The sequence below is a fragment of the Pseudomonas phoenicis genome (assembly GCF_047302395.1).
Classification (GTDB): Bacteria; Pseudomonadota; Gammaproteobacteria; order Pseudomonadales; family Pseudomonadaceae; genus Aquipseudomonas.
On record NZ_CP154852.1, the window covers coordinates 2815411 to 2840452 of the forward strand.

Annotated in this window: 23 protein-coding genes; 12 read left to right on the forward strand and 11 right to left on the reverse strand. The window is 65.2% G+C overall.

Annotation, left to right across the window (positions count from 1 at the left end):
- Positions 1-4 precede the first annotated feature (4 nt).
- The 10 genes from AA0Z93_RS12650 (at position 5) to AA0Z93_RS12695 (ending at position 8734) form a co-directional block, all read left to right on the forward strand.
- Positions 5-658 (forward strand): phospholipid-binding protein MlaC, encoded by a 654-nt coding sequence (locus tag AA0Z93_RS12650; protein ID WP_413048623.1) that lies wholly within the window; start codon positions 5-7, stop codon positions 656-658.
- On the forward strand, positions 655-960 hold the full coding sequence (locus AA0Z93_RS12655; protein WP_413048622.1) for a lipid asymmetry maintenance protein MlaB: 306 nt from the start codon (positions 655-657) through the stop codon (positions 958-960). Before AA0Z93_RS12650 ends, AA0Z93_RS12655 begins: the two co-directional genes overlap by 4 nt.
- A gap of 114 nt (positions 961-1074) precedes the next feature.
- Complete coding sequence (locus tag AA0Z93_RS12660) at positions 1075-1314, forward strand: BolA family protein (RefSeq protein ID WP_296263173.1); 240 nt, start codon at positions 1075-1077, stop codon at positions 1312-1314.
- 23 nt (positions 1315-1337) lie between these two features.
- Positions 1338-2603 (forward strand): UDP-N-acetylglucosamine 1-carboxyvinyltransferase, encoded by a 1266-nt coding sequence (murA, locus tag AA0Z93_RS12665; protein WP_314488059.1) that lies wholly within the window; start codon positions 1338-1340, stop codon positions 2601-2603.
- A gap of 92 nt (positions 2604-2695) precedes the next feature.
- The gene (gene hisG, locus AA0Z93_RS12670) at positions 2696-3331 is read left to right on the forward strand and encodes an ATP phosphoribosyltransferase (protein ID WP_314488061.1); all 636 of its coding nucleotides are present in this window, start codon (positions 2696-2698) and stop codon (positions 3329-3331) included.
- 123 nt (positions 3332-3454) lie between these two features.
- The gene (hisD, locus tag AA0Z93_RS12675; protein WP_413048621.1) at positions 3455-4780 is read left to right on the forward strand and encodes a histidinol dehydrogenase; all 1326 of its coding nucleotides are present in this window, start codon (positions 3455-3457) and stop codon (positions 4778-4780) included.
- Positions 4781-4782: 2 nt separating this feature from the next.
- Positions 4783-5829, forward strand: coding sequence for a histidinol-phosphate transaminase (gene hisC / locus AA0Z93_RS12680; RefSeq protein WP_413048620.1), 1047 nt, complete (start codon positions 4783-4785; stop codon positions 5827-5829).
- A gap of 412 nt (positions 5830-6241) precedes the next feature.
- Positions 6242-6889 (forward strand): FadR/GntR family transcriptional regulator, encoded by a 648-nt coding sequence (locus tag AA0Z93_RS12685; protein ID WP_413048619.1) that lies wholly within the window; start codon positions 6242-6244, stop codon positions 6887-6889.
- Between the two features lie 12 nt (positions 6890-6901).
- Positions 6902-8182 (forward strand): CynX/NimT family MFS transporter, encoded by a 1281-nt coding sequence (locus tag AA0Z93_RS12690; RefSeq protein WP_413048618.1) that lies wholly within the window; start codon positions 6902-6904, stop codon positions 8180-8182.
- Positions 8183-8266: 84 nt separating this feature from the next.
- On the forward strand, positions 8267-8734 hold the full coding sequence (locus AA0Z93_RS12695; RefSeq protein WP_413048617.1) for a nuclear transport factor 2 family protein: 468 nt from the start codon (positions 8267-8269) through the stop codon (positions 8732-8734).
- 6 nt (positions 8735-8740) lie between these two features.
- Here the strand turns inward: AA0Z93_RS12695 and AA0Z93_RS12700 are convergent, their stop codons facing one another.
- Positions 8741-9613, reverse strand: coding sequence for a hypothetical protein (locus AA0Z93_RS12700; protein ID WP_413048616.1), 873 nt, complete (start codon positions 9611-9613; stop codon positions 8741-8743).
- Between the two features lie 55 nt (positions 9614-9668).
- On the opposite strand from AA0Z93_RS12700, the gene AA0Z93_RS12705 reads away from it, so the two are divergent.
- Positions 9669-9974, forward strand: coding sequence for a GIY-YIG nuclease family protein (locus AA0Z93_RS12705; RefSeq protein ID WP_413048615.1), 306 nt, complete (start codon positions 9669-9671; stop codon positions 9972-9974).
- Here the strand turns inward: AA0Z93_RS12705 and yejK are convergent.
- Positions 9955-10962, reverse strand: a complete 1008-nt coding sequence (gene yejK / locus AA0Z93_RS12710; RefSeq protein WP_413048614.1) for a nucleoid-associated protein YejK — start codon at positions 10960-10962, stop codon at positions 9955-9957. The genes AA0Z93_RS12705 and yejK overlap by 20 nt on opposite strands.
- A 389-nt stretch (positions 10963-11351) precedes the next feature.
- Between yejK and AA0Z93_RS12715 the strand changes: the two genes are divergently transcribed.
- Complete coding sequence (locus tag AA0Z93_RS12715) at positions 11352-11633, forward strand: HU family DNA-binding protein (RefSeq protein ID WP_296263191.1); 282 nt, start codon at positions 11352-11354, stop codon at positions 11631-11633.
- A gap of 46 nt (positions 11634-11679) precedes the next feature.
- Here the strand turns inward: AA0Z93_RS12715 and rlmF are convergent, their stop codons facing one another.
- The 9 genes from rlmF to AA0Z93_RS12760 form a co-directional block, all read right to left on the reverse strand.
- A complete protein-coding gene (rlmF, locus tag AA0Z93_RS12720) occupies positions 11680-12633 on the reverse strand; it encodes a 23S rRNA (adenine(1618)-N(6))-methyltransferase RlmF (RefSeq protein WP_413048613.1) in 954 nt (317 codons plus the stop codon).
- Positions 12634-12756: 123 nt separating this feature from the next.
- Positions 12757-15603 (reverse strand): valine--tRNA ligase, encoded by a 2847-nt coding sequence (locus AA0Z93_RS12725; protein ID WP_413048612.1) that lies wholly within the window; start codon positions 15601-15603, stop codon positions 12757-12759.
- Between the two features lie 255 nt (positions 15604-15858).
- Complete coding sequence (locus AA0Z93_RS12730; protein WP_413048611.1) at positions 15859-16956, reverse strand: DUF1513 domain-containing protein; 1098 nt, start codon at positions 16954-16956, stop codon at positions 15859-15861.
- A 2-nt stretch (positions 16957-16958) separates the two neighbouring features.
- Positions 16959-18023 carry an imelysin family protein gene (locus tag AA0Z93_RS12735; RefSeq protein WP_413048610.1) on the reverse strand — a complete coding sequence of 355 codons (1065 nt, stop codon included), beginning with the start codon at positions 18021-18023 and terminating at the stop codon, positions 16959-16961.
- Positions 18024-18043: 20 nt separating this feature from the next.
- Positions 18044-19465: a di-heme oxidoredictase family protein gene (locus AA0Z93_RS12740; RefSeq protein WP_413048609.1), complete on the reverse strand. Its 1422-nt coding sequence runs from the start codon at positions 19463-19465 to the stop codon at positions 18044-18046.
- Positions 19466-19815: 350 nt separating this feature from the next.
- The gene (locus AA0Z93_RS12745; protein WP_413048608.1) at positions 19816-21156 is read right to left on the reverse strand and encodes an imelysin family protein; all 1341 of its coding nucleotides are present in this window, start codon (positions 21154-21156) and stop codon (positions 19816-19818) included.
- A 146-nt stretch (positions 21157-21302) separates the two neighbouring features.
- A complete protein-coding gene (locus tag AA0Z93_RS12750) occupies positions 21303-23354 on the reverse strand; it encodes a putative bifunctional diguanylate cyclase/phosphodiesterase (protein ID WP_413048607.1) in 2052 nt (683 codons plus the stop codon).
- Between the two features lie 275 nt (positions 23355-23629).
- Positions 23630-24226 (reverse strand): superoxide dismutase, encoded by a 597-nt coding sequence (locus AA0Z93_RS12755; RefSeq protein ID WP_413048606.1) that lies wholly within the window; start codon positions 24224-24226, stop codon positions 23630-23632.
- A 192-nt stretch (positions 24227-24418) separates the two neighbouring features.
- The gene (locus AA0Z93_RS12760; protein WP_413048605.1) at positions 24419-25018 is read right to left on the reverse strand and encodes a LysE/ArgO family amino acid transporter; all 600 of its coding nucleotides are present in this window, start codon (positions 25016-25018) and stop codon (positions 24419-24421) included.
- Between the last annotated feature and the right edge of the window lie 24 nt (positions 25019-25042).

A 25042-nucleotide genomic window follows, 5' to 3' on the forward strand; every position in this document is an offset into this window, starting at 1 on the left:
TTCCATGATTTCGATGCTGCGACGTGGCCTGCTGGTCATCCTGGCCTGTCTGCCGATGCTGGCGACGGCCGCCCCCGGACAGTCGGCCCATGATGTGATCAAGAGCACCACCGACGCGCTGCTCTCGGACCTGCAAGCCAACAAGGCGCGTTACAAGTCCGACCCGCAGGCGTTCTACAACGCCCTCAACGGCATTCTGGGGCCGGTGGTGGATGCCGACGGCATCTCCAAGAGCATCATGACCGTCAAGTATTCGCGCAAGGCCAGCCCTGCGCAGATGCAGCGCTTCCAGGAAAACTTCAAGCGCAGCCTGATGCAGTTCTATGGCAACGCGTTGCTCGAGTACAACAACCAAGGCATCACCGTCGATCCTGCGCGCAGCGAAGACGGCGACCGTGCCAGCGTCGGCATGAAGGTGTCGGGCAACAACGGTGCGGTATTCCCGGTGCAGTACACCCTGGTCAAGCTCGGTGGCGAATGGAAAGTGCGTAACGTCATCGTCAACGGCATCAACATCGGCAAACTGTTCCGCGATCAGTTCGCCGACGCCATGCAGCGCAACGGCAACGATCTGGACAAGACCATCGACGGTTGGGCGGGCGAAGTGGCCAAGGCCAAGCAGACCGCCGACAGCTCGCCGGACAAGGCCGTCAAATGACCGAAGCCGCCGTCAGCATGAACGAGCCGGGCGTGCTGCGCGTCAGTGGCGTGCTCGACTACACCACGGGCGCTGCCTTGCGCAGCCAGGGCAAAGCCTTGATCGCCGCCAGCCGCGAATCGCGCATGGTGCTCGATTGCTCGGCCGTCACTCGTTCCAGCAGCGTGGGCCTGGCCCTGCTGTTGAGCTTCATGCGCGACGCCGAGGCCGCCGGCAAATTCTGGGAGCTGCGCGGGCTGCCCCAGGAAATGCGCGAAATCGCCGAGGTCTATGACCTGGGTGAGGTGCTCAGCGGCGATTGACGGCGAACGCGACAAAGCCCCTCGGTCAGCGTGTCCCTTGTTGGGCTTCGCAGGCGAGGGGCTTTTTTGTATGATGGCCGACCCCCGCGCACTGGGCGCCGATTGAGGTTGAGCATGCAGGCCGTAGACGTTAAGAGCTTCCTTGAACAGAAATTGCCCGGAACCCTGGTGGAAGTGGAAGGCCAGGGCTGCAACTTTCAGCTGAACGTGATCAGCGACGAGCTGGCCGGCCAGAGCCCGGTCAAGCGTCAGCAAGCGATTTACGCTCACCTGAACCCCTGGATCGCCGACGGCAGCATCCACGCGGTCACCATGAAATTTTTCAGCAGCGCAGCCTGGGCTGAGCGCACCTGAGCCAACTTGGCGGCGAGACACCAATGGACAAACTGATTATCACTGGCGGCACTCGCATCGATGGCGAGATCCGCATTTCCGGGGCGAAGAACGCTGCCCTGCCGATTCTGGCCGCGACGCTGCTGGCCGATGGGCCCGTCACGGTCGGCAACCTGCCGCACCTGCACGACATCACCACCATGATCGAGCTGTTCGGGCGCATGGGCATCGAGCCGGTGATCGACGAAAAGCTGGCCGTGCAGATCGACCCGCGCACCATCAAGACCCTGGTCGCGCCCTACGAGCTGGTCAAGACCATGCGCGCCTCGATCCTGGTGCTCGGTCCCATGGTCGCGCGTTTCGGCGAGGCCGAAGTGGCGCTGCCGGGCGGCTGCGCCATCGGTTCGCGTCCGGTCGACCTGCATATCCGCGGCCTCGAAGCCATGGGCGCCACCATCGAAGTCGAAGGCGGCTACATCAAGGCCAAGGCGCCGGAAGGCGGTCTGCGCGGCGCGCACTTCTTCTTCGACACCGTGAGCGTCACCGGCACCGAGAACATCATGATGGCCGCCGCACTGGCGCGCGGTCGCAGCGTGCTGCAGAACTCGGCGCGCGAGCCGGAAGTGGTCGATCTGGCCAACTTCCTCAATGCCATGGGCGCCAACGTCCAGGGCGCCGGCACCGACACCATCACCATCGATGGCGTCGAACGCCTGCACTCGGCCACTTATCGCGTCATGCCCGACCGTATCGAGACCGGCACCTACCTGGTCGCCGCTGCCGTGACCGGCGGCCGCGTCAAGCTCAAGGACACCGATCCGACCATCCTCGAAGCGGTGCTGGAAAAGCTCAAGGAAGCGGGCGCCGAAATCGAAACCGGTGCCGACTGGATCAGCCTCGACATGCACGGCAAGCGGCCCAAGGCCGTCAACCTGCGGACCGCGCCGTACCCGGCGTTCCCGACCGACATGCAGGCGCAGTTCATCTCGCTCAACGCCATCGCCGAAGGTACCGGCGCGGTGATCGAGACGATCTTCGAAAACCGTTTCATGCACGTCTACGAAATGCACCGCATGGGCGCGCAGATCCAGGTCGAAGGCAACACCGCCATCGTCACCGGCACGCCGCAGCTCAAGGGTGCGCCGGTCATGGCCACCGACCTGCGCGCTTCGGCCAGCCTGGTGCTGTCGGCGCTGGTCGCCGAGGGCGACACGTTGATCGACCGCATCTACCACATCGACCGTGGTTACGAGTGCATCGAAGAAAAACTGCAGATGCTGGGCGCGAAGATCCGTCGCGTGCCGGGCTAGTCTGTCTTGGCGCAGGGACGCGCCAGCCGAATCGAAGACGGTCGGGCCTGAGGGCCTGGCCGGCAGCAGCCGCTTAAGGAACGACGTTTTCCATGCTGACCATCGCGCTATCCAAAGGCCGTATCCTCGACGACACCCTGCCATTGCTGGCAGAGGCCGGCATCGTGCCGACCGAGAATCCGGACAAGAGCCGCAAGCTGATCATTCCCACCACCCAGGACGACGTGCGCCTGCTCATCGTGCGCGCCACCGACGTGCCGACCTACGTCGAACATGGCGCGGCCGATCTGGGCGTGGCCGGCAAGGACGTGCTGATGGAATACGGCGGGCAGGGCCTGTACGAACCGCTCGACCTGCAGATCGCCCAGTGCAAGCTGATGACCGCAGGCGCCGTGGGCGCCGCCGAACCCAAAGGGCGCCTGCGCGTGGCCACCAAGTTCGTCAACGTCGCCAAGCGCTACTACGCCGAGCAGGGCCGCCAGGTCGACATCATCAAGCTGTACGGTTCCATGGAGCTGGCACCCTTGATCAACCTCGCCGACAAGATCATCGACGTGGTCGATACCGGTAATACGCTGCGCGCCAATGGCCTGGAGCCACAGGAGTTGATCGCAACCATCAGCTCGCGTCTGGTGGTCAACAAAGCCTCCATGAAGATGCAGCACGGGCGCATCCAGAGCCTGATCGACGCCCTGCGTCAGGCGGTCGAGTCGCGACACCGCGGCTGATCGCCGCGCGACTTGCAGGTCGCGCCCGTCCCTGCGCGTCAACGTCCTTTTCGTCAGGCGCCCGCGTGGAGGGACGGTAGCGTTGGGCGCCTGACCATCCGTCACTCACTCGAGGTCCACGTCATGACCGTGTCTACTGCAATTGCCCGTCTCAACGCTGCCGATGCCGACTTCGCTCGCCATCTGGACCATCTGCTGAGCTGGGAAAGTGTTTCCGATGACGCGGTCAACCAGCGCGTTCTGGACATCATCAAAGGCGTACGCGAGCGCGGCGACGCGGCGCTGGTGGAATATACCCAGCGCTTCGACGGTGTGCAGGCGCAGCACATGGCCGACCTGATCCTCGACCGCGCGCGCCTGGAACTGGCGCTGACGCGCATTTCCCCCGCCCAACGCACCGCCCTGGAGAAAGCCGCCGAGCGCGTGCGCCTCTACCACGAGCGGCAGAAGCAGGACTCCTGGCAGTACACCGAGGCCGACGGCACGGTGCTGGGGCAGAAAGTCACGCCGTTGGACCGCGCCGGGCTGTACGTGCCCGGCGGCAAGGCGTCCTATCCGTCTTCGGTGCTGATGAACGCCATTCCGGCCAAGGTGGCGGGTGTGGGTGAAGTGGTGATGGTGGTGCCGACGCCGCGCGGCGAAGTCAACGAGCTGGTCCTGGCCGCTGCCTGCATCGCCGGTGTCGACCGCGTGTTCACCATCGGGGGTGCCCAGGCCGTGGCTGCCCTGGCCTATGGCACCGAAAGCGTGCCGCAGGTGGACAAGGTGGTCGGCCCCGGCAACATCTACGTCGCCACCGCCAAGCGTCACGTGTTCGGCCAGGTCGGCATCGACATGATCGCCGGGCCTTCGGAGATCCTCGTGCTGTGCGATGGCCAGACCGACCCGGACTGGATCGCCATGGACCTGTTCTCCCAGGCCGAGCACGACGAAGACGCCCAGGCCATTCTGGTCAGCCCCGATGGCGATTTCCTCGATCGGGTGGCCGCCAGCATCGACAAGCTGATGCCTACCATGGAACGCGCCGAGATCATCGAAAAGTCCATCAACGGCCGTGGCGCCTTGATCCAGGTGCGCGACATGCAGCAGGCCATCGACGTGGCCAACCGCATTGCCCCGGAACACCTGGAATTGTCGGTGGCTGACCCACAGGCCTGGCTGCCGCAGATTCGCCACGCCGGCGCGATCTTCATGGGCCGCCACACCAGCGAGGCCTTGGGCGACTACTGCGCAGGCCCCAACCACGTCCTGCCCACCTCGGGCACGGCGCGCTTTTCCTCGCCGCTGGGTGTCTATGACTTCCAGAAGCGTTCTTCGATCATCTTCTGTTCCGAGCAGGGCGCGTCCGAACTCGGCCAGACCGCTTCGGTCCTGGCCCGTGGCGAGTCGCTGACCGCCCACGCGCGCAGCGCCGAATACCGCATCCTCGACCAAGCCAAGGGGAACTGAACATGAGTCGATTCTGGAGCCCCTTCGTCAAGGACCTGGTGCCTTACGTGCCGGGCGAGCAGCCCAAGCTGACCCGCCTGGTCAAGCTCAACACCAACGAAAACCCCTACGGCCCGTCGCCCAAGGCCCTGGCTGCCATGACCGCCGAGCTGAACGACGACCTGCGCCTGTACCCCGACCCGAACAGCGACCGCCTCAAGCGAGCGGTGGCCGACCACTACGGTGTCGAGACCGCGCAGGTGTTCGTCGGCAACGGCTCGGACGAGGTGCTGGCGCACATCTTCCACGGCCTGTTGCAGCACGACGCGCCGTTGCTGTTCCCCGACATCAGCTACAGCTTCTACCCGGTGTACTGCGGGTTGTATGGTATCGCTTACGAGCAGGTGCCGCTGGACGAGCAGTTCCAGATCCGCATCGCCGACTACGCCCGGCCCAATGGCGGCATCATCTTCCCTAACCCAAACGCGCCGACCGGTTGCCTGCTGCCGCTGGACGCCGTGGAAGCGCTGCTCACCGCGCATCCCGATTCGCTGGTTGTGGTGGACGAGGCCTACATCGATTTCGGCGGCGACAGCGCCATCGGTCTGGTGTCGCGCTTCGACAACCTGCTGGTGACCCAGACCCTGTCCAAATCCCGTTCGCTGGCCGGGTTGCGAGTAGGGTTGGCGGTGGGGCACCCCGACCTGATCGAGGCCTTGGAGCGGATCAAGAACAGCTTCAATTCCTACCCTCTGGACCGTGTCGCCATCGCCGGCGCCAGCGCCGCCTTCGACGACCGCGAATACTTCGATGCCACCCGGCAGAAGGTCATCGACAGCCGCGAACACCTGGCAGCGCAACTCGAGGCCAAGGGCTTCGAGGTGTTGCCCTCGGCGGCCAACTTCATCTTCGTGCGCCATCCGCAGCAGGATGCCGCAGAGCTGGCCGCGCGTCTGCGCGAGCAGGGCGTGATCGTGCGGCACTTCAAGCAAGCGCGGATCGCCCAGTTCCTGCGCATCACTGTCGGCACCCCGGAGATGAACGAGGCGTTGCTCGACGCTCTGGTCTGACGTGCGCGTGGGCCCAGTTCAGATCACCGCTTTCCTGGCATACCGCAGCGCCTGACACGGCTACCGCGATTTATCCGAAGAAACGCAGCGCCCGTGCTGGGCCTGCGTTGCAGGCCATCGCGGCTGAAGCCGCTCCTACAGGAAATCGCGAACCCATATAGAAGCGGCTTCAACAGGGAATCGCAGCCCCATGTAGGAGCGGCTTAAGCCGCGATGGCCTGCGACGCAGGCCCAATCCAGACGCTGCGTTTTTGAAGCGGGAATGGTTGGTCTGGATCAGAGCGGCTGCGCCAGCCCTGCGGCTGCCCGAGAGCCTCGGCTGGCCGCCCTACAGGTAATCAGCGCTTGCCTACCCAGTCACAAACATCTATCGTGCCGCTTACGAAAATTCATCCGATGACTGGTTGACCCTATGTCTTTGATCGTCAAACGCTCCCTGGTCCTGCAAGCCGTCGAGCAACTACGGGCCCGCATCGCCGCTGGCGACTGGTCCGTGGGCGAGCGCCTGCCCACCGAGCCGGAGCTGGCCCAAGAGCTGGGCATCAGCCGCAACACGGTGCGCGAAGCCATGCGCGTACTGGCCTTCAGCGGCCTGATCGAGATACGCCAGGGGGACGGCAGCTACCTTCGCACCGTGCAAGACCCGCTGCAGGCGGTCCTGGCGTTGTCGCGTTGCTCCGTTGACCACGCCCGCGAAGCGCGGCACATCCTCGAAGCCGAGGCCATCGGTCTGGCCGCGCAGCGTTGCACCGAGGCCGATCTGCAAGGGCTTCGACAAGCCTTGACCCAGAGCGGCGCGCATTTTCATGGCGACCTGCAGGCGTACCTGGAGGCCGACATGGTCTTCCACCAGCGTCTGGTGGACGCCGCGCACAACCCGGCGTTGAGCGAGCTGTACCGTTACTTCTCCGGCCTGGTGCGCGCTGCCGTCGAGCACAACATGAGCCATACCGCGCGCTGCCAACACACCTTCGATCTGCACGAGCAGATTCTCGACGCGCTCACCCAGCGCGACCCGGAGCGGGCCAAGCGCCTGAGCCGCGATCTGATCGAATCCTGAGCGAGTACCGCCATGAACACCGCAACGACCGCTGCAAACGTTCGCCACCCCGGCGAGCTCGACGACCTGCTGATCGACGCCGAAGTCGACGACGCCCAGGTGCAACAGGCTCCACCCCCCACACAGCGCGCCTGGCTGCTGTTGTTGGGCCTGGTGCTGGTGGCGCTGAACCTGCGACCGGCGCTGTCGAGCCTGTCGCCGCTGCTGGGCCAGGTGAGCGAGCGCCTGGGCCTGAGCGCCTCGTCCGCCGGGCTGCTGACCACCTTGCCGGTACTCTGCCTGGGCCTGTTCGCGCCGTTGGCGCCGCGCCTGGCCCGGCGCTTCGGCGCCGAACGGGTGATTCTCGGCATCCTGCTGACCTTGGCCATCGGCATCCTGCTGCGCAGCACGTTGGGCGTGGCCGGTCTGTTCGTCGGCAGCCTGCTGGCCGGCGCCAGTATCGGCATCATCGGCGTCTTGTTACCGGGTATCGTCAAACGCGACTTTCCCAAGCAGGCCGGCACTCTGATGGGCGTCTACACCATGGCCCTGTGCCTGGGCGCGGCCCTGGCGGCGGGTGCGAGCGTGCCGATCAGCCATTATTTCGCCGACAGCTGGGCAGTCGGCCTGGGCATATGGCTGGTGCCGGCGCTGGTGGCCATGCTGGTCTGGTCGCCCCAGGCACGCCATGGGCACGGCCTGCACAAGGTCGCCTATCGTGTGCGCGGGCTGTGGCGCGATCCCTTGGCCTGGCAGGTCACGTTGTACATGGGCTTGCAGTCGTCGCTGGCCTACATCGTGTTCGGCTGGTTGCCGTCGATCCTCATCGGGCGCGGGCTGAGCCCGACCCAGGCGGGCCTGGTGCTGTCCGGTTCGGTCATCGTGCAACTGGTCAGCTCGCTCGGCGCACCCTGGTTGGCGACCCGTGGCAAGGATCAGCGTCTGGCCATCGTGCTGGTGATGCTGATGACCCTGGGCGGGCTGTTCGGCTGCCTGTACGCGCCGCTGTCCGGGCTGTGGAGCTGGGCCGTGCTGCTGGGCCTGGGGCAGGGCGGTACCTTCGCCCTGGCACTGACGTTGATCGTACTGCGTTCCAAGGACGCTCACGTGGCGTCGAACCTGTCGAGCATGTCCCAGGGGGTGGGCTACACCTTGGCGTCGATGGGCCCGTTCGCCGTAGGCCTGGTGCACGATTTCACCGACGGCTGGGCCGCCGTCGGCTGGATCTTCGCGGGCCTGGGCCTGGGCGCGATCGGCTTCGGCCTCAAGGCCGGGCGGGCGTTGCACGTGCAGGCGGTCAGCGAGCGCGTGTAGCGTGGCCGGCCGCTGCACAGGGGCATGGCATCGGCGCGCACGAGGGATTATCGTGCGCTTCCCGAGCCCCGCCAGGACCTTGCCATGACCGACACCCACCGCGCCCTGATCGAGCGCTTCTACCAGGCCTTCGAGCGTTGCGACGCCGAGGCCATGATCGCCTGTTACAGCGATGACGTCGTGTTCGACGACCCGGTGTTCGGCCGCTTGCAGGGCCAGGACGCCGGGGACATGTGGCGCATGCTGGTAGGCCGCGCCGAACAGCTGCAGGTGAGCGTCGATCAGGTCGCTGCCGATGCCGAGCAGGGCCAGGCCCATTGGCTGGCGCGCTATCGATTCGGGCCGAAACGGCGCCTGGTGGTCAACGATTGCCAAGCACGCTTCAGCTTCCGCGACGGTTTGATCTGCCGACACCAAGACAGCTTCGATTTCTGGCGTTGGTCGCGCCAGGCCTTGGGGGCGCCCGGCTGGCTGCTGGGATGGTCGCCCATGTTGCGTGACAAAGTGCGCGCGCAGGCCTTGCGAGGCCTGCGCGCCTTTCAGGTGAGGTAAGCGTGCTCAACGCGCAGCGACGGCCTGGTCGGCGTCTTTGTAACTGAAGCGGGTGTATTGCGCCGTCGAACGAGCCAGCTCGATTCTGATCACGGGAATGACTTGCCCGTACGTGGCATGCCAATCCCGTTGATCGGCCTGGGCTTGCTCCAGTGCGTCGGGCATGTCGGCGATGTAGAAGAAGGACTGGATCGGCAGCCGGTCCGCTTCCTCCTCCTTCCAGGCGTTGAGGATCAACTCGTTCCAGGCGAACGGCAGTTCACGGGCGTACAGGTGCTGAGTGCGCAGGCTCTGGTTGAAGGCCTCGTCGCGACCGGGGACGCGGGTATAACGTGTGTCGAACGCGCACTGCTGCTTGTAGTCGCCGGTCTGACGGAAGCGCGCGATCCAATCCTCGGCGGTGTGCACGCCCTGTTCGTGACAGGCCTGCTCGCGATGGGTGGTCTGCTCGTTGTCGCCGCAGCCATTGCCGTTGCGGGTCCAGCTGTCGCCGTCGGTGGGCCATGCGCAGAGCACGCTGTAGGGCAGCGTGTGTTCGGGGCGTTGGGCTTGCGGGTATAGAGTGAAGCCACTGCGCGCATCGGCCGCCAGCGCCGTCACGGGCAGGTCGGCTCGCAGGTAGGAGAACGACAAGCCGCCCTTGAGCTTGGTGTTGGGGCTGTGGTGCCAGGTGTGGTAGCTCGGCGACGGTTTGGTGGCGCGGATCAGCACGCCGGAACAGACATGGGCCGGAACGGCGTTGCCGTCGCAGCGTGCCGGCGTGGCGTCGAAGTTGTTCTGCATGCGTTCGGCCACTTGCGCACCGGATTCGGCGTGCGCGCCGACGGCAAGGGTGGACAGGCCGGCGCAGGCGATCCATCGGGATACTGTACGGAACATGGTGAAGCCCTCTTGTGGTGGGCTCACCAAACTAATGATGGGAAGAACGAGCGTCGTGAGTGAACAATTGCCTGTACCGGCAAGCAAACCCTGGTACGTCTATCTGGTCCGCGCCGCCAACGGCTCGTTGTATTGCGGCATCAGCGACGACCCCCAGCGGCGCTTTCTGCGCCACCAGAAAGGGCAGGGCGCGCGCTACTTCAAGACCAGCCCGGCGCAGGCGCTGGTGTATGTCGAGCGATGGCCCGACAAGTCCGAAGCCCTGCGCCAAGAACGCCTGGTGAAGAAGCTGCGCAAGTCGGCCAAGGAAACCCTGGTCGCCAGCTACCAGGGTGTGGCGCTCACTCCTTGCGACGCTTGAGCTGATCGATAAGCTGCGTCGGCAGGCCCTTGATCACCAGGGTGCCGGCTTCTTCGTCGTATTCCACCTTCGAACCCAGCAAGTGCGCTTCGAAGCTGATCGACAGCCCCTCGGCACGGCCAGTGAAGCGGCGGAACTGGTTGAGCGTGCGTTTATCGGCAGGAATCTCCGGCGACAGGCCGTAGTCCTTGTTGCGGATGTGCTCGAAGAAGGCCCGCGGGCGATCTTCGTCGATCAGGCTGGACAGCTCGTCGAGGGTGACCGGCTCGCCTTGCTTGGTCTGGCTGGTGGCGTACTCGACCAGGGTCTGGGTCTTCTCCCGCGCCACTTCCTCGGCCATGTCCTCGCTTTCCACGAAATCGCTGAAGGCCTTGAGCAGGGTGCGGGTTTCGCCGGGGCCGTCGACGCCTTCCTGGCAGCCGATGAAGTCGCGGAAGTAGTCGGACACCTTCTTGCCGTTCTTGCCCTTGATGAACGAGATGTACTGCTTGGAGTTGGGGTTGTTGCGCCACTCCGACAGGTTGATCCGCGCGGCCAGGTGCAGTTGGCTCAGATCCAGATGGCGCGAGGGGGTGACGTCGAGTTCGGCGTTCACCGCCACGCCTTCGCTGTGGTGCAGCAGGGCGATGGCCAGGTAGTCGGTCATGCCTTGTTGGTAGTGGGCGAACAGCACGTGGCCGCCGGTGGAGAGGTTGGACTCTTCCATCAGCTTCTGCAGGTGTTCGACCGCCGTGCGGGTGAAGGCGGTGAAGTCCTGCTCGTCGTCCAGGTAGCCTTTGAGCCAGCCGCTGAACGGGTAGGCGCCGGATTCGCCGTGGAACAACCCCCAGGCTTTGCCTTGCTTGGCGTTGTAGCTGTCGTTGAGGTCGCTCAACAGGTGTTCGATGGCCTCCGAGGCGCTGAGCTCGGCCTCTCGGGCATGGAGCACGGCGGGCGTGCCATCGGGCTTCTTGTCGATCAGGTGAACGATGCAGTGTCGGATTGGCATGAAACTCTCGATGTGAAGGGGCAGGCTGTGCCTGCGCGACAAAGGGGTGAGTTTAACCCAGGGACGCCGTGACGCAGTGGCCGCAGGCTGGCGTAAATGGCCTCTGTACATTTTTTACGCAAAACGCCTGTTTTTTCACGCAAACCCCTGAAAAACCTGAGCAAAACCTACCTCTCCAGGGGAATTTGACGACAGCCTGTGTTAGTTTTGCGCGTTCTTGCGCCCCATAGGCTGGCGCATTGCTGGCAGTCAGCGCGCGGCGTGTCGAACCAATCGCTTTTTCGTGTATCTACATACCCGATTGGCGCTGCCCTCGAGACTGTCTGCAGCAGCTGGATACGTACCTGCCACGCTGCTCAACCATTGATTTTTTAGTTAAGGAATCCACCATGGCTTTGACCAAAGACCAACTGATTGCCGACATCGCCGAAGCGATCGATGCGCCGAAAACCACCGCCAAGCACGCACTGGAGCAACTGGGCCAGATCGTTGCCGACCAACTGGAAAACGGCGCCGAAATCACCCTGCCAGGCATCGGCAAGCTGAAAGTCTCCGAGCGTCCTGCCCGTACCGGTCGTAACCCATCGACTGGCAAGGCCATCGAAATCGCGGCCAAGAAAGTCGTCAAGTTCGTACCTGCCAAAGGCCTGACCGACGCCGTCAACAAGTAATTGTCGACGCCATGAGAGCCGCGCCCGGCTGCCGGGCGCGGCTTTTTCATGCCTGGGATTTGCCAGGCCGACCGAGCCAGGCCCGCCGCGCCGGTGCGTCATGGAAACTCCACGCCACCATGCGGCTGCGCTTCTGCCCCTGGCCCATCTCCACCATCTGGCGAGCCGCCACGCCCGCCTTGTTCAGCGCCGCTTCGATGGCAGGCAGATTGCTGGCCTTGGACACCAGGGTGGTGAACCACAGCACCTGAGCCGCGCACGCCTTGCTCTCGTCGATCAACTGAGTCACGAAGCGGATTTCGCCACCCGTGCACCACAGCTCGTTGTTCTGCCCGCCGAAGTTGAGCACCGGCAGGGTGCGTTTGGGGTCCTGCTTGCCCAGGCTTTTCCACTTGCGCGCACTGCCGCGCGTGGCCTCCTCACGCGAGCTGTGGAACGGTGGGTTGCACAGCGTCAGCTCGAAACGCTCGTCGGCGTGCAACAGCCCGCCGAGGATGGCCTTGGCGTCCTTCTGCGCGCGCAGGCTGATGGCTTTGCCCAATCCGTTGGCCTGGACGATGGCCTTGGCCGAGGCCAGCGCCACCGGGTCGATGTCCGAGCCGACGAAGCGCCAGCGGTAGTCGCTGTGGCCCAGCAACGGGTAGATGCAGTTGGCGCCGACGCCGATGTCCAGCGCGCGGACCTGCGCGCCGCGGGGTATCTCGCCACCCAGGTCGCCGGTCAGGAGATCGGCGGCCACATGCACGTAGTCGGCGCGGCCGGGGATCGGCGGGCATAGGTACTGCGCGGGGATGTCCCAGTGCTGGATGCCGTACTGGGCCTTGAGCAGCGCGCGGTTGAACACCCGCACCGCCTCAGGGTTGGCGAAGTCGATGCTCGGCTTGCCGTACGGGTTGGTCAGGGTGAAGCGCGCCAGGTCCGGGTGGGCCTCGATCAGCGCCGGGAAGTCGTAACGGCCCTGGTGGCGGTTGCGCGGGTGCAGCGTGGGTCTGTCGGTCATGGTCGGTCCTGTGAAACAGCGCGGGGCAAGCCGGCTGCCGCGCCCGGAAGGGCAACGACAGCGGGCTTGCCCCGCGTGTGCGATAAGGCGCTGCCTAGGCGGCGCCCAGCACGTCGGTGAGCGTTACAGCGCGGCGATGCGTGCGTGCTGCTCGGTGAAGTTGGCCAGGGCCTGTTCGGCTTCGGCCAGCTTCGCGCGTTCCTTGTCGATCACCGCCGGTGGCGCCTTGTCGACGAAGGCGGCGTTGGACAGCTTGCCGCCCACGCGCTGCACTTCGCCTTGCAGGCGCTGGATTTCCTTGTTCAGGCGCGCCAGTTCTGCGTCCTTGTCGATCAGCCCGGCCATCGGCACCAGCACTTGCAGGTCGCCTACCAGCGCAGTGGCCGACAGCGGCGCCTCGTCGGCCTCGCCGAGTACGGTGAAGGACTCGACCTTGGCCAGCTTCTTGAGCAGCGCTTCGTTTTCCTGCAAACGGCGCTGGTCGTCGGCGTTGGCGTTCTTGAGGAACAACGGCAGCGGCTTGCCAGGGCCGATGTTCATTTCCGCGCGGATGTTGCGCAGGCCGACCATCAGTTCCTTGAGCCACTCGATGTCGCCTTCGGCGGCGCTGTCGATACGCTCATCGACCGCCACCGGCCAGGGTTGCAGCATGATGGTCTTGCCTTGCACGCCGGCCAGCGGCGCGATGCGCTGCCAGATTTCTTCGGTGATGAACGGCATGAACGGATGCGCCAGGCGCAACGCGACTTCGAGTACCCGCACCAGTGTGCGACGCGTGCCGCGGGCGCGCTCGGCCGGGGCGTTTTCGTCCCACAGCACCGGTTTGGACAGCTCCAGGTACCAGTCGCAATACTGGTTCCAGATGAACTCGTACAGGGCCTGGCTGGCCAGGTCGAAGCGGAACTGCTCCAGCTGGCGGGTCACTTCGGCTTCGGTGCGCTGCAGCTGCGAGATGATCCAGCGGTCTGCCAGCGACAACTCGTAGGCTTCGCCGTTCTGGCCGCAGTCCTCGCCTTTGTCGAGCACGTAGCGGGCGGCGTTCCAGATCTTGTTGCAGAAGTTGCGGTAGCCCTCGACACGGCCCATGTCGAACTTGATGTCGCGGCCGGTGGAGGCCAGCGAGCAGAAGGTGAAACGCAGCGCGTCGGTGCCGTAGCTGGCGATGCCCTCGGGGAACTCGGCCTTGGTCTGCTTGGCGATCTTCTCGGCGAGCTTGGGCTGCATCAGGCCGCTGGTGCGTTTTTCCAGCAGGGCGTCGAGGGTGATGCCGTCGACGATGTCCAGCGGGTCGAGCACGTTGCCCTTGGACTTGGACATCTTCTGGCCCTGGCCGTCGCGCACCAGGCCGTGCACGTACACGGTCTTGAACGGCACCTGCGGGGTGCCGTCTTCGTTCTTCACCAGATGCATCGTCAGCATGATCATCCGGGCGACCCAGAAGAAGATGATGTCGAAGCCTGTGACCAGCACATCGGTGGAATGGAATTTCTTCAGGAATTCGGTCTGCTCCGGCCAGCCGAGGGTGGAGAAGGTCCACAGCCCCGAGCTGAACCAGGTGTCGAGCACGTCGTCGTCCTGGCGCAGCGCGATGTCGCTGCCCAGGTTGTGCTTGGCCCGCACTTCGGCTTCGTCGCGGCCGACGTAGACGCGGCCCGACTCGTCGTACCAGGCCGGGATGCGGTGGCCCCACCACAGCTGGCGGCTGATGCACCAGTCCTGGATGTCGCGCATCCAGGAGAAGTACATGTTCTCGTATTGCTTGGGCACGAACTCGATACGCCCGTCTTCCACGGCGGCGATGGCAGGCTCTGCCAGCGGTTTGGTGGAAACGTACCACTGGTCAGTCAGCCACGGCTCGATGACGGTGCCGGAGCGGTCGCCCTTGGGCACTTTCAAGGCGTGGTCGTCGACGCCGACCAGCAGGCCCTGGGCGTCGAGGTCGGCGACGATCTGCTTGCGCGCGGCGAAGCGGTCGAGGCCGGCGTAGGCGGCGGGCAGGGCGGTATCGACCGTTTCGTTGAGACGACCGTCGAGGTTGAAGGCCTGGGCGGCGGCGAGCACGCAGGCGTTCTTGTCGAAGATGTTGAGCAGCGGCAGGTTGTGCCGCTTGCCGACCTCATAGTCGTTGAAGTCGTGGGCCGGGGTGATCTTCACGCAGCCGGTGCCGAACGCAGGGTCGCAGTAGTCGTCGGCGACGATCGGGATCCGGCGCCCGACCAGGGGCAGCTCGACGAATTTGCCGATCAGCGCCTGATAGCGTTCGTCGTGCGGGTTGACCGCCACGGCGGCGTCGCCCAGCAGGGTTTCCGGACGGGTGGTGGCGACCACCAGGTAGGCGTTGCCGTCGGCGGTGGTGGCACCGTCGGCCAGCGGGTAGCGCAGGTTCCACAGGTGGCCCTTCTCGTCGTGGTTTTCCACTTCGAGGTCGGAGATCGCCGTGTGCAGCTTGGTGTCCCAGTTCACCAGGCGCTTGCCGCGGTAGATCAGGCCGTCTTCGTGCAGGCGCACGAAGGCTTCCTTGACCGCTTCGGACAGGCCGTCGTCCATGGTGAAGCGCTCGCGGCTCCAGTCCACGGACGAACCCAGACGACGGATCTGCCGGCTGATGTTGCCACCGGACTGCGCTTTCCATTCCCAGATCTTGTCGAGGAAGGCTTCGCGGCCGAGGTCGTGACGGTTCTGCCCTTGGGCCTCGATCTGACGCTCCACCAGCATTTGCGTGGCGATGCCGGCGTGGTCGGTGCCGGGCTGCCACAGGGTGTCGCGACCCTGCATGCGGCGGAAGCGGATCAGGGCGTCCATGATGGCGTTGTTGAAACCGTGACCCATGTGCAGGCTGCCGGTGACGTTCGGCGGCGGGATCATGATGGTGTACGACTCGCCTGCACCTTGCGGGGCGAAGTAGTTTTCGGATTCCCAGGTGGTGTACCAGGAAGATTCGATGGCGTGCGGCTGGTAGGTCTTATCCATGCGCGGCGGGACCCTTAGGCATTCGTTCGGGAAAGCCGGGCAGTATAACCAACGCAGGCCATGGTGCGACAGGGTGTAGGGGCGACCGGTTCGGCGCTCCGATGAGTCGTGCAGGAGTGGCCGCCGGAGCGCCGGCCGCTCCTGCAGGGACCTTGTGGGAGCGACTTTAGTCGCGATGGGCGGCGAAGCCGGCCCAGTGGCCGCCACGCAAACAACCCAGGATCGATGCGTGCCGAACCATCCCGTCAACGAACGCTAGACCAAGTGCAAATGGTTGTCCCACAACCCCGACGGCAACTCCAGCGGCTGGCCCACCAGGGTCGGCTTGCGGCAATCGTACAGCCGGCAGCGGCCCTGCCCCGAGGTGACCACGAAGCCGTCGGGCACCGCGCCCACGCCAGCGCAGTCGGGCATCGGCGCGTCCAGGCGCACCGCTGCGGTGTCCAGGTCCCAGATGAACAGACGGTTGGCCCGCGGCGCGGTCAGCGCCACCAGGCGCAGCTCATCGTGGATGGCCACGCTGGCGGTGTACTGCGCCATGTTCTGCAACTGCGCCTCCGGCACCGGGAAAGCCTGGAAAGGCTGGCCCGGACGCTTGATCGCCAGCAGCTCGGCGGTTTCCTCGCTGCCGCCCATGAATTGCTGGCAGGCGACGATGGTGCCGTCCTGGCCGATGGCCAGGTGGCGCACGCTGTTCATCGACTGGCTCAGGGTCTCCTGGCTGAGCAGGGTACCGTCGCGGCGCATCAGCACCAGGCTCGGCTGCATGGCGTCGAGGTTCATCTCGACCCGGCTTTCGGCCTCGGTACGGATGCCGCCATTGGCCACCACCAGGGTCTCCCCGTCGGGCATCCAGGCCAGCTCGTGCGGCCCGATGCCGTGGGTCGACAGCTCGCCGCTGTGCACCAGACGCTCGCCCTCGAAACGGTAGACACCGAGCACGCCACGACCGGGGTCGGTGGTGTCGTTCTCGGTGGCGTACAGCCACTCGCCGTCCTTGTGCAGCACCGCGTGGCCGTAGAAATGCCGGTTGGGTTGCGACGTGACGGTCTGCACCAGACGCCCGTCACGCAGGTCGATCAGGTAGCTCTCGGTGCCGGGCCTGCGGGCGACGAACAGTGCCAGCGGCCGGGTCGGGTGGTTGAGGATCGCATGGCAACGCTGGCCCACGGGGGTGGCGAACACCTGGCTGCCGTCGAGCCGATAGCCGACGGCGTAGTGCTTGCCATCGCCGTCGTCGCGGGCCGACAGCAGCAGCGCCGGGCTGCCGCGGCGGCGCGACAGGCTCCAGCCGCTCAGGTTGAGGGCGCCGAGCAGGGCGCTACCGAGTTTCAGGGCCTGGCGTCGCAACATGGTCAGTCACCGTCGTTGGCATTGAAGCCGAGTTGAATGTTCAGCGCTTTGGCCAGCTCGCCTTCGTGCAGGCGATGGACCACGTTGAGGCTGTCGTAGATCTGGTTCAAGGTCTGCTTGCCGGCGTCGTCGGCGAGCAGTTCGTCGAGGTTCTTCTGGTTGGCTTCGAGCAGCTTGATCGAATTGGCGTAGGCCTCGTCGATCCGTTTGGCCAAGGCGTCCTGGTCTTTGCCCAACAGACCGCGCAGGCCTTTGTTGTCGACCCCTTGCCAGACCGCCTGGGCCGCCTTGAGGCTGGCCTCCAGGCTCTTCATCGAAGCGTGGCTGCGCCAGGCTTCGGCCTGCATCGGTTGCACGTAACCCTTGCTCTGCCGGCCCATCGGCGCGCCGAGCTTCTTCTTCAGGGTGTCCAGCGCGGTGACCTGGGCGCGCAGCAGGTCGGCGATGGCCTCGTGGGAGTCGGCGTAGCGCTGGTTGGGGAACTTGGTCATCTGCGAGAGCATGCCGTCGGTGCTGTTCCAGCCCTTGAGGATCTCTTCGGCCAACCCCTTCTGGTGCTCGCCGATGGCCACCAGCAGCGGGCAGTAGCGGGCCTTCTGTTCGGCGCTGGCAACGTCCGGCTTGCTGTCGAAGAGAATGTACTCGTAGGCCGACAGACCGCGCACCACGACGCTGGATTTGCCCAGGGTCTGCGCGTCGACCGGCTTGTCGCCGTTGACCAGCTGCTCGACCTGACGCCCGACCAGGTTCTTCTTGTCGGGCCAGAACTGCACCTGCCATGGGCGGTTGCCTTCGGCCAGAGGACCGACCAGCAGCGGTTGCAGCTCGGCCCAGGCCTTCTGTGCGCTGAGGAAGTCGGTACGGGCCTTGTCCAGCGATTCCTTGCCTTCGCAGAAGGCCAGGGCACTGGCGGCCAGCTGGCGGTCGGCTTCGACCCAGCGGCTGTAGGTCGGCAGGATCACCTGCTTGGCGATGGCCGCCGAAGTGACGGCTTGCGGATCCTGCGGGGCGCAGGCTCCGAGGGCGAGTGCGGCGAGGCTGGTGAACAACAGTTTGGGTCGGAACATGCCCGGCTCCTTGCGCGTGTTTAGAGTGAGTTGAGAAACGCCAGCAGCGCGGCGCGCTGCTCGGCATCGAAGGTCAGTACATGCCGGCGTGCCGACGCCGCTTCGCCGTCGTGCCAGAGCACGGCTTCGAGCAGGTTGCGGGCGCGCCCGTCATGCAGGAACTGGGTGTGGCCGCTGACCGCTTCGGTCAGGCCGATGCCCCACAGTGGCGGGGTGCGCCAGTCCTGGCCACCGGCGGCGAACTCGCTGCGGTCGTCGGCCAGGCCCGGCCCCATGTCGTGCAACAGCAGATCGCTGTAGGGGCGGATCGTCTGGCCGGCGAGTTCGGGCTCGTCGGCGTTGGCGGCAGTGGTGAACTGCGGAGTGTGGCAAGCCTGGCAGCCGGCTTCGAAGAACAGGTTCTTGCCGGCCAGCACCTGCGCCGAGCCGACCTCGCGCCGGGCCGGCACGCCCAGGTTGCGGGTATAGAAGGTGACCAGGCGCAGGATGTTGTCGCTGACCTCCTTTTCGCCCTCGGCGCCGTCGCCGTTGGGCGCGTTGTGGCAGTCGGTCTGCGCCTGGGTGCAGTCGTCGACCGGTTGCAGGGTGGTGGTCAGGCCCATGTCGCCGGCGAAGGCATGCACGTTCTGCTGCTCGACCGTGGGCTGCCCGGCCTTCCAGCCGAAGCGGCCGAGCACGGTCTTCTGCTGCGCCTGGTCCCATACCCGGTTGGGCCGGCCACGGATGCCGTCGCCGTTGCGGTCGTCCGGGTCGGCGTTGGCCAGGATGTCGGCCTCGGGAATGGCCTCGAGCAGGCCCAGGCCGATCATCGGCGGGGCGATGCGCGCCGAGAAGCGCGTGTCGGGGTGCATCGGGCCATAGCCGAGCTGGGTGATCTGTAGCTGCGGCGTGCGCAGCTCCACGCTGTGGCCGTCGGCGAAGGCGACGCTGTGCGTGGCATAGCGGACCCGCACCTTGCCCTCGGGGCGCACACCGGGGATGGCCATGTCTTGCAACTGCGTGCCATAGACCGGCTCGGGCACCACGCCCAAACGCTCGATTTCCTTCATGAACGGCGGCTGGTCGGGGATCGACAGGCGCACCAGCATCGAGACGGCGTTGCTGGCATCGGCTTCGGGCGGGTGGCCGCGGCCGTCACGCAGGTGGCAGTTGACGCAGGCGTTGGTGTTGAACAACGGCCCCAGGCCATCGCGCGCGGTGGTGGTGGAGGGCGCGATGACCCAGGGGTTGCGGAAGAAACTGTTACCCACGGCAAAATCCAGCCGCCGCTCGGGCGAGAGGTTTGCCGAAGGCAAGGAAAAAGCACTGCGATCGTTGCGCGACACCGTGGTCTTGCCACCGGACAACGCCTCGCCCGGCTCGGCCTGGGTGAACCGCGGCGCGTCGTCACAGGCGGCCAGAAAGGTGGCCAGCAGCAGGGGAGAAAGACGGAGCAGGGACATCCACGATCCTGGGTTCAGGCTGAAAACCGGCGGGCAAGCTTAGCAGGATGGGGGTGCTTGAATAAGAGCAATTTGCAATTGGCAGATGAAACTGGTGTTAACGAGGTAGGGCGCTGCGCAGCAAAAAGCGGTCCGAAGGCTAATGCCGACCTGTTAAGCGATCAGGGCCGCTTTGCGCCCCATCGCGGCTAAAGCCGCTCCTACAGGGCCTGTGATAGTCGCTTCTATTAGAGTCTCTGTAGGAGCGGCTTTAGCCGCGATGGGCTGCAAAGCAGCCCCATTTGACACCATCTCGGCTCAACGGACCGGCACTGGCCCGAAGGCCGTTTCGCCGCAGCGCTAACGCCGGATCAGAACTCGTGATCGGCCGTATCCGGATTCAGGTTGGTGATGCCCAGCTTGCCCGCAGCCTGCTCGATGGCACCGGTCTGCTTGACCAGCGCAGCGATGGCGTCACGGACAATCTGGTTGCCGGCGGTGTTGTCCGCGGCGATCAGTTGGTCGTAGTGCTCACCTTTCAGGGCGTGGTCGACGATCACCTGGATCTTCGCCTCGGTCGCCGCCAGGTCGGCCTTGAGCGTGGCGTCGGTGGCCGGGTCGGCCTTGGCGACCAGCGAAGACAGGCTCGGGCCGGTCAGCTTGCTGCCGTCGGGGCGGGTGTACTCGCCCAGGTAGACGTTGCGAATGCCCTTGGCGTCGTAGAAGTGCGACCAGTGGGTGTTGTCGCTGAAGCAGTCGTGCTCGTCTTCCGGCGAGTTGGCTTCCAGCGAAACCTTCATGCGCTCGCCGGCCAGTTCGCCCAGCGAGAGGCTACCCATGCCGAACAGCATCTTGCGCAGGCCGTCGTTGGCAGGCTCGGCTTCCAGGGTGGCGCGGTAGTTGCCTTGCACACCCGGTGCCCAGTTGCCGACCATCTCTTCCAGGTCGCTGACCAGCAGGTCGGTCACGGCCTTGAGGTAGGCGCGGCGGCGGTCGTTGTGGCCGCCGGTGGCGCCTTCGCCTTCGAGGTAGTCCGACGCCGGACGGTTACCGGCACCTGGGCCGGTGCCGTTGAGGTCCTGGCCCCAGAGCAGGAATTCGATGGCGTGGTAGCCGGTGGCGACGTTGGCTTCCGAACCGCCCAGCTCGTTGAGGCTGGCCAGTTTCTCGGGGGTGATGTCCTTGACGTCGATCTTCTCTTCGCCCACCTGGATCTCTGGGTTGGCGATGATGTTGGCGCTGGCGGCCGGGTTGCCCAGGGCGTGTTCGTAGCCGGGGTCGACGTAGTCGATCAGGCCTTCGTCCAGGGGCCAGGCGTTAACCTGGCCTTCCCAGTCGTCGATGATGGTGTTGCCGAAGCGGAAGGCTTCGCTCTGCAGGTAAGGCACGCGTGCGGCGAACCAGGCTTCACGGGCGGCCTTGAGGGTGGCGTCGTTGGGCGTGGCGAGGAAGGCGTCGATGGCGCTCTGCAAGGTCTTGGCGGTGCTCAACGAGTCGCTGTAGACGGCGTGGACCATGTCGGCGTAGTGCTTGACCACGGCCTGGGCCGCCGCTTCGTCGACCGCGCCGGGCGCGGCGGCAGGCGTGCTGGCCGCCGCAGCAGGCGCCTGGGCTTGGGGCGCTGAGGCCTTCTCGTCTTTGCTTTCACCGCAACCGGCCAGCGCGATGGCCATGGCCAACAGACTGGCGGAGGCCAGAGGCATACGAATCATTATCGGTCTTCCTGCGTCGTGGGTTGGACAGGTGTGCCGGTGCTGTGCGAAACAGGCCCTGGCGCACGCGAAAACGCGACATCATGCGAAAGATTTGCATTCACTGTAAAGGGGCGGTGCGTAATTGCCGGTAATGGTCGGCGCGGTCAGGGCTGCGTCGCCCGCTGGCGCTGCCGCTGGCGCAGGAAGACGGTCAGCTCGCGGGCGGGCAGGGGTTTGCTGTAGTGGTAGCCCTGACCTTCGTGGCAGCCCTGGGCAATGATGTAGGCCTCCTGCTCGGCGGTCTCCACGCCCTCGGCGATCACCTGCATGCCCAAGCTCTTGCCGAGCTGGATGATGGCGCGAACGATGGTGGCGTCGTCATCGTCGTCGAGCAGATCCTGCACGAAGCTCTTGTCGATCTTGATCTTGTCCAGCGGCAAGGATTTGAGGTAGCTCAGCGACGAATAGCCGGTGCCGAAATCGTCGATGGCGATCATCGCGCCGGAGCGGCGCAGGCTCAGCAGGTGCGTGGCGGCGGTGCCGATGTCTTCCATCAGGCCGGTTTCGGTGACTTCCAGTTCCAGGCTGCGCGGTGGCAGGCGGTAGCGCTGCAACAGGTTGTTGACCACCCGCGGCAGCTCGTTGTGGTGCAGCTGTACGGTCGACAGGTTGACGGCCATGCGCAGCTCGGCAAAGCCTTGGTCGTGCCATTCGCGCAGTTGCTGGCAGGCCTGGTCGAGCACCCACTCGCCGATGGCGATGATCGAGCCGTTCTGTTCGGCCAGCGGAATGAACTGGTCGGGCGGCACCAACCCCAGTTGCGGGTGCTGCCAGCGCAGCAACGCTTCGACGCCGACCACTTGATGGTCGAGGTAACTGATCTGCGGCTGATAGACGAGGAACAACTGCTGACGCGGCAGTGCCTCGCGCAGGTCCTTTTCCAGTTCGCGGCGCCGACGCATCTCGCTGTCGATGCTGGCGACGTAGAACTGGTAGCGGTTGCGCGAGCGGGCCTTGGCCAGGGTCATGGTCTGCTCGGCCTTTTGCAACAGCTTCTCCGTGCTGTCGCCGTCTTCCGGGAACAGGGTGATGCCGACCGTGGCGCGCAGGCGGATCGGCTGCTGATCGAGCTCGAAGAGCTGCTCCAGGTCGTCGAGAATCGACTGCGCCAGTTCGGCCGCCTCATAGGGCTGCTCGATGTTGGCCTGGACCAGGGCGAACTGGTCGCCACCCAAGCGGGCCAGGGCGCCGAGCCGGCCGCTGTGGGCACGCAGGCGGTCGGCCAGGGCCAGCAGCAGTTGGTCGCCGACTTGATAGCCGAACTGCTCGTTGATGCTCTTGAAGTCGTCCAGGCCGACGCAGAGTACCGCCACGCGATGCTGCAAGCGGCTGCCGTCGACCAGGATCTTGTCCAGTTGCTGTTGCAGTTGCAGGCGGTTGGGCAGGCCGGTGAGAAAGTCGTACTGGGCCATGCGTTGCAGGCTGTTCTCGGCTTCATGGCGCAAGTGGGTGTTGCGCTCGATCGAGGCCAGCAACTGGTTGGCCGTATCGACCCAGATCCCCAATTCGTTCTTCTCGTGGCCCTTGAGCGGCGGGATCTGGTGCTGGCTGGGGCGGTCGGGGTTGATCTGCGTGAGGTGCTCGATGATCTTCGACAGCGGTTTGGTCAGCAGCCAGTGGTAGACCAGGTACAGCACCAGCCCCATGGCCAGCGCGCGCAATACGCCGGCGATGAAGATGATGACGGCATTGACCAGAAAGGCCTCGCCGTAGGCGGCGGTGTCGAGGGTGATGTTGAGGTCGCCGTAGTATTCGCTGTACGGTCCGCGGCCTACCAACTGCGTGCTGAACGAACGCTCCTGGCCCAGGATCGGGTCGGTGAGCCAGCGCATCGACATGTCGCGTAGTGGGCGGCTCTTTTCGGCGAGCAGGGTTTCGTTGGGATGGCCGATGGAGGCGATGCGCATGGACTTGTCCTGGAACAACCCTTCCATGACCTGCATGCCCATCTCGCGGTCCAGGCTGTACACCGCCTGGGTGGACGGGTCGCGGAACATGTCGAGGATGCGCTGCGCGTCGTCGCTGACGGCCTGGCGCATCTTGTAGGCGTCGTAGACGATCTGCGCACAGCTGAGCACCACGCCCACGCCCAGCGCCGAGAGCAAGACGACCCTGAGCAACTTGATGGTCAAGCTGTGCCGAAATTCCAGCTTCAATGGGGTTTCCTTAGTCCGTGCGCCTGGCGGCATTCTGCCATCAACCAGGGTGGCGCACTATTGGCTCCGTGCAGTACCGATTACGACCTTGATGGCAGGGAATCGTCCCGTACTTTATCGGTTGCGCAGCGTCGAAACTTGAATGCATTCGCAAATACGTCCAGCCCTCTCATCGTAGCGCTGCCTATCCAAGGAGCAAGCGGGGGCACCCTTTTGAATAGGCGAAAAAAAACCCGGCGTTGGCCGGGTTCTTTCGTTCAAGGTGGGCCGAGGGCTCAGGCCTTGAAGGTGTTGCCTTCGAACTGCTGGGCGACGAAGTCCCAGTTGACCACGTTCCAGAACGCCTCGACGTACTTCGGACGGACGTTGCGGTAGTCGATGTAGTAGGCGTGCTCCCAGACGTCGCAGGTCAGCAGCGGGGTGTCGCCGCTGGTCAGCGGGCAGCCGGCGCCGATGGTGCTGGCCAGGGCCAGGGAACCGTCAGCCTTCTTTACCAGCCAGCCCCAGCCGGAGCCGAAGGTGCCGACGCTGGTTTTGGTGAAGGCGTCCTTGAACTCGGCGAACGAGCCGAATGCCTGGTTGATCGCGTCAGCCAGGGCGCCGGTTGGCTCGCCGCCGCCGTTGGGCGACAGGCATTCCCAGTAGAAGGAGTGGTTCCAGATTTGCGCAGCGTTATTGAACACGCCACCGGAGGAAGCTTTGATGATCTCTTCCAGGGACTTGTTTTCGAATTCGGTGCCCGGGATCAGGTTGTTCAGGTTCACGACATAGGTGTTGTGGTGTTTGTCGTGGTGGAACTCCAGGGTTTCCTTGGAGATGTGCGGCTGCAGGGCATCGTGGGCGTAGGGCAGCGGCGGCAATTCAAAAGCCATGGTTGATTCTCCTCATTCGGGTCTGGTTTGCGATGGACGCAAGGCCGATCACGGGCGGCCTCATCACGCCGGCGGGTCTTTACCCTTTGCGACGCAAGCGGTCGATCATAGCACCGGCCCCCACGCATAACCACGCGACAAGTATAGGGAATAGAGGTTGCGCGGCCCTGGCCCGGGCGCGATCGATGGGCCTCAGGTGAAGATCAGTTGCGCAGCCACGCTGAACATCATCACCGCCACCATCAGGTCGAGCAGCCGCCAGGTGGTCGGGCGCGCCAGCCATGGGGCCAACCAGGCCGCGCCCAGAGCCAGGCTCGAGAACCACAGCAGCGACGCGCTCGCCGCCCCCGCCACATAGGCGCCGGGCACCGTTTGCTGCGCGCCCAGCGAGCCAATCAGCAAGACCGTGTCGAGGTACACATGCGGATTGAGCAGGGTCACCGCCAGCGCGCTCAACAGCACCGCGCGCCGCGACCGGCTGCCCTGGCCCTTCTGGCGCTCCAGGCTCTGCGCCGAGCAGGCGCTGCGCAGTGCCTTGAGGCCATACCAGAGCAGAAACGCCGCGCCGCCCCAGCGCGCCACCGCCAGCAGGGTAGGGCTGCCGAGCAGGACCGTGGCCAGACCGAACACGCCCGCCGCTACCAACAACGCATCGCACACGATGCACAGCGCCGCAACCGGCAGGTGATGCTCGCGGCGCAAGCTCTGCGCCAGCACGAAAGCGTTCTGCGTGCCGATGGCCATGATAAGGCCCAAAGCCACCAACATGCCGTTCACATAGCTTTGCCACATCGCGATCGCTCTCCACGGGCGCGC

What these genes read in the sequence shown, in the direction of transcription:
- AA0Z93_RS12725 (WP_413048612.1), bottom strand. Translation starts at nt 15,603, where the DNA reads ATGGATAAGACCTACCAGCCGCACGCCATCGAATCTTCCTGGTACACC.
- AA0Z93_RS12715 (WP_296263191.1), top strand. Translation starts at nt 11,352, where the DNA reads ATGGCTTTGACCAAAGACCAACTGATTGCCGACATCGCCGAAGCGATC.
- AA0Z93_RS12655 (WP_413048622.1), top strand. Translation starts at nt 655, where the DNA reads ATGACCGAAGCCGCCGTCAGCATGAACGAGCCGGGCGTGCTGCGCGTC.
- yejK (WP_413048614.1), bottom strand. Translation starts at nt 10,962, where the DNA reads ATGCCAATCCGACACTGCATCGTTCACCTGATCGACAAGAAGCCCGAT.
- AA0Z93_RS12650 (WP_413048623.1), top strand. Translation starts at nt 5, where the DNA reads ATGATTTCGATGCTGCGACGTGGCCTGCTGGTCATCCTGGCCTGTCTG.
- AA0Z93_RS12685 (WP_413048619.1), top strand. Translation starts at nt 6,242, where the DNA reads ATGTCTTTGATCGTCAAACGCTCCCTGGTCCTGCAAGCCGTCGAGCAA.
- AA0Z93_RS12695 (WP_413048617.1), top strand. Translation starts at nt 8,267, where the DNA reads ATGACCGACACCCACCGCGCCCTGATCGAGCGCTTCTACCAGGCCTTC.
- AA0Z93_RS12700 (WP_413048616.1), bottom strand. Translation starts at nt 9,613, where the DNA reads ATGTTCCGTACAGTATCCCGATGGATCGCCTGCGCCGGCCTGTCCACC.
- hisD (WP_413048621.1), top strand. Translation starts at nt 3,455, where the DNA reads ATGACCGTGTCTACTGCAATTGCCCGTCTCAACGCTGCCGATGCCGAC.
- AA0Z93_RS12740 (WP_413048609.1), bottom strand. Translation starts at nt 19,465, where the DNA reads ATGTCCCTGCTCCGTCTTTCTCCCCTGCTGCTGGCCACCTTTCTGGCC.
- rlmF (WP_413048613.1), bottom strand. Translation starts at nt 12,633, where the DNA reads ATGACCGACAGACCCACGCTGCACCCGCGCAACCGCCACCAGGGCCGT.
- AA0Z93_RS12690 (WP_413048618.1), top strand. Translation starts at nt 6,902, where the DNA reads ATGAACACCGCAACGACCGCTGCAAACGTTCGCCACCCCGGCGAGCTC.
- hisG (WP_314488061.1), top strand. Translation starts at nt 2,696, where the DNA reads ATGCTGACCATCGCGCTATCCAAAGGCCGTATCCTCGACGACACCCTG.
- AA0Z93_RS12735 (WP_413048610.1), bottom strand. Translation starts at nt 18,023, where the DNA reads ATGTTCCGACCCAAACTGTTGTTCACCAGCCTCGCCGCACTCGCCCTC.
- hisC (WP_413048620.1), top strand. Translation starts at nt 4,783, where the DNA reads ATGAGTCGATTCTGGAGCCCCTTCGTCAAGGACCTGGTGCCTTACGTG.
- AA0Z93_RS12730 (WP_413048611.1), bottom strand. Translation starts at nt 16,956, where the DNA reads ATGTTGCGACGCCAGGCCCTGAAACTCGGTAGCGCCCTGCTCGGCGCC.
- murA (WP_314488059.1), top strand. Translation starts at nt 1,338, where the DNA reads ATGGACAAACTGATTATCACTGGCGGCACTCGCATCGATGGCGAGATC.
- AA0Z93_RS12755 (WP_413048606.1), bottom strand. Translation starts at nt 24,226, where the DNA reads ATGGCTTTTGAATTGCCGCCGCTGCCCTACGCCCACGATGCCCTGCAG.
- AA0Z93_RS12760 (WP_413048605.1), bottom strand. Translation starts at nt 25,018, where the DNA reads ATGTGGCAAAGCTATGTGAACGGCATGTTGGTGGCTTTGGGCCTTATC.
- AA0Z93_RS12660 (WP_296263173.1), top strand. Translation starts at nt 1,075, where the DNA reads ATGCAGGCCGTAGACGTTAAGAGCTTCCTTGAACAGAAATTGCCCGGA.
- AA0Z93_RS12745 (WP_413048608.1), bottom strand. Translation starts at nt 21,156, where the DNA reads ATGATTCGTATGCCTCTGGCCTCCGCCAGTCTGTTGGCCATGGCCATC.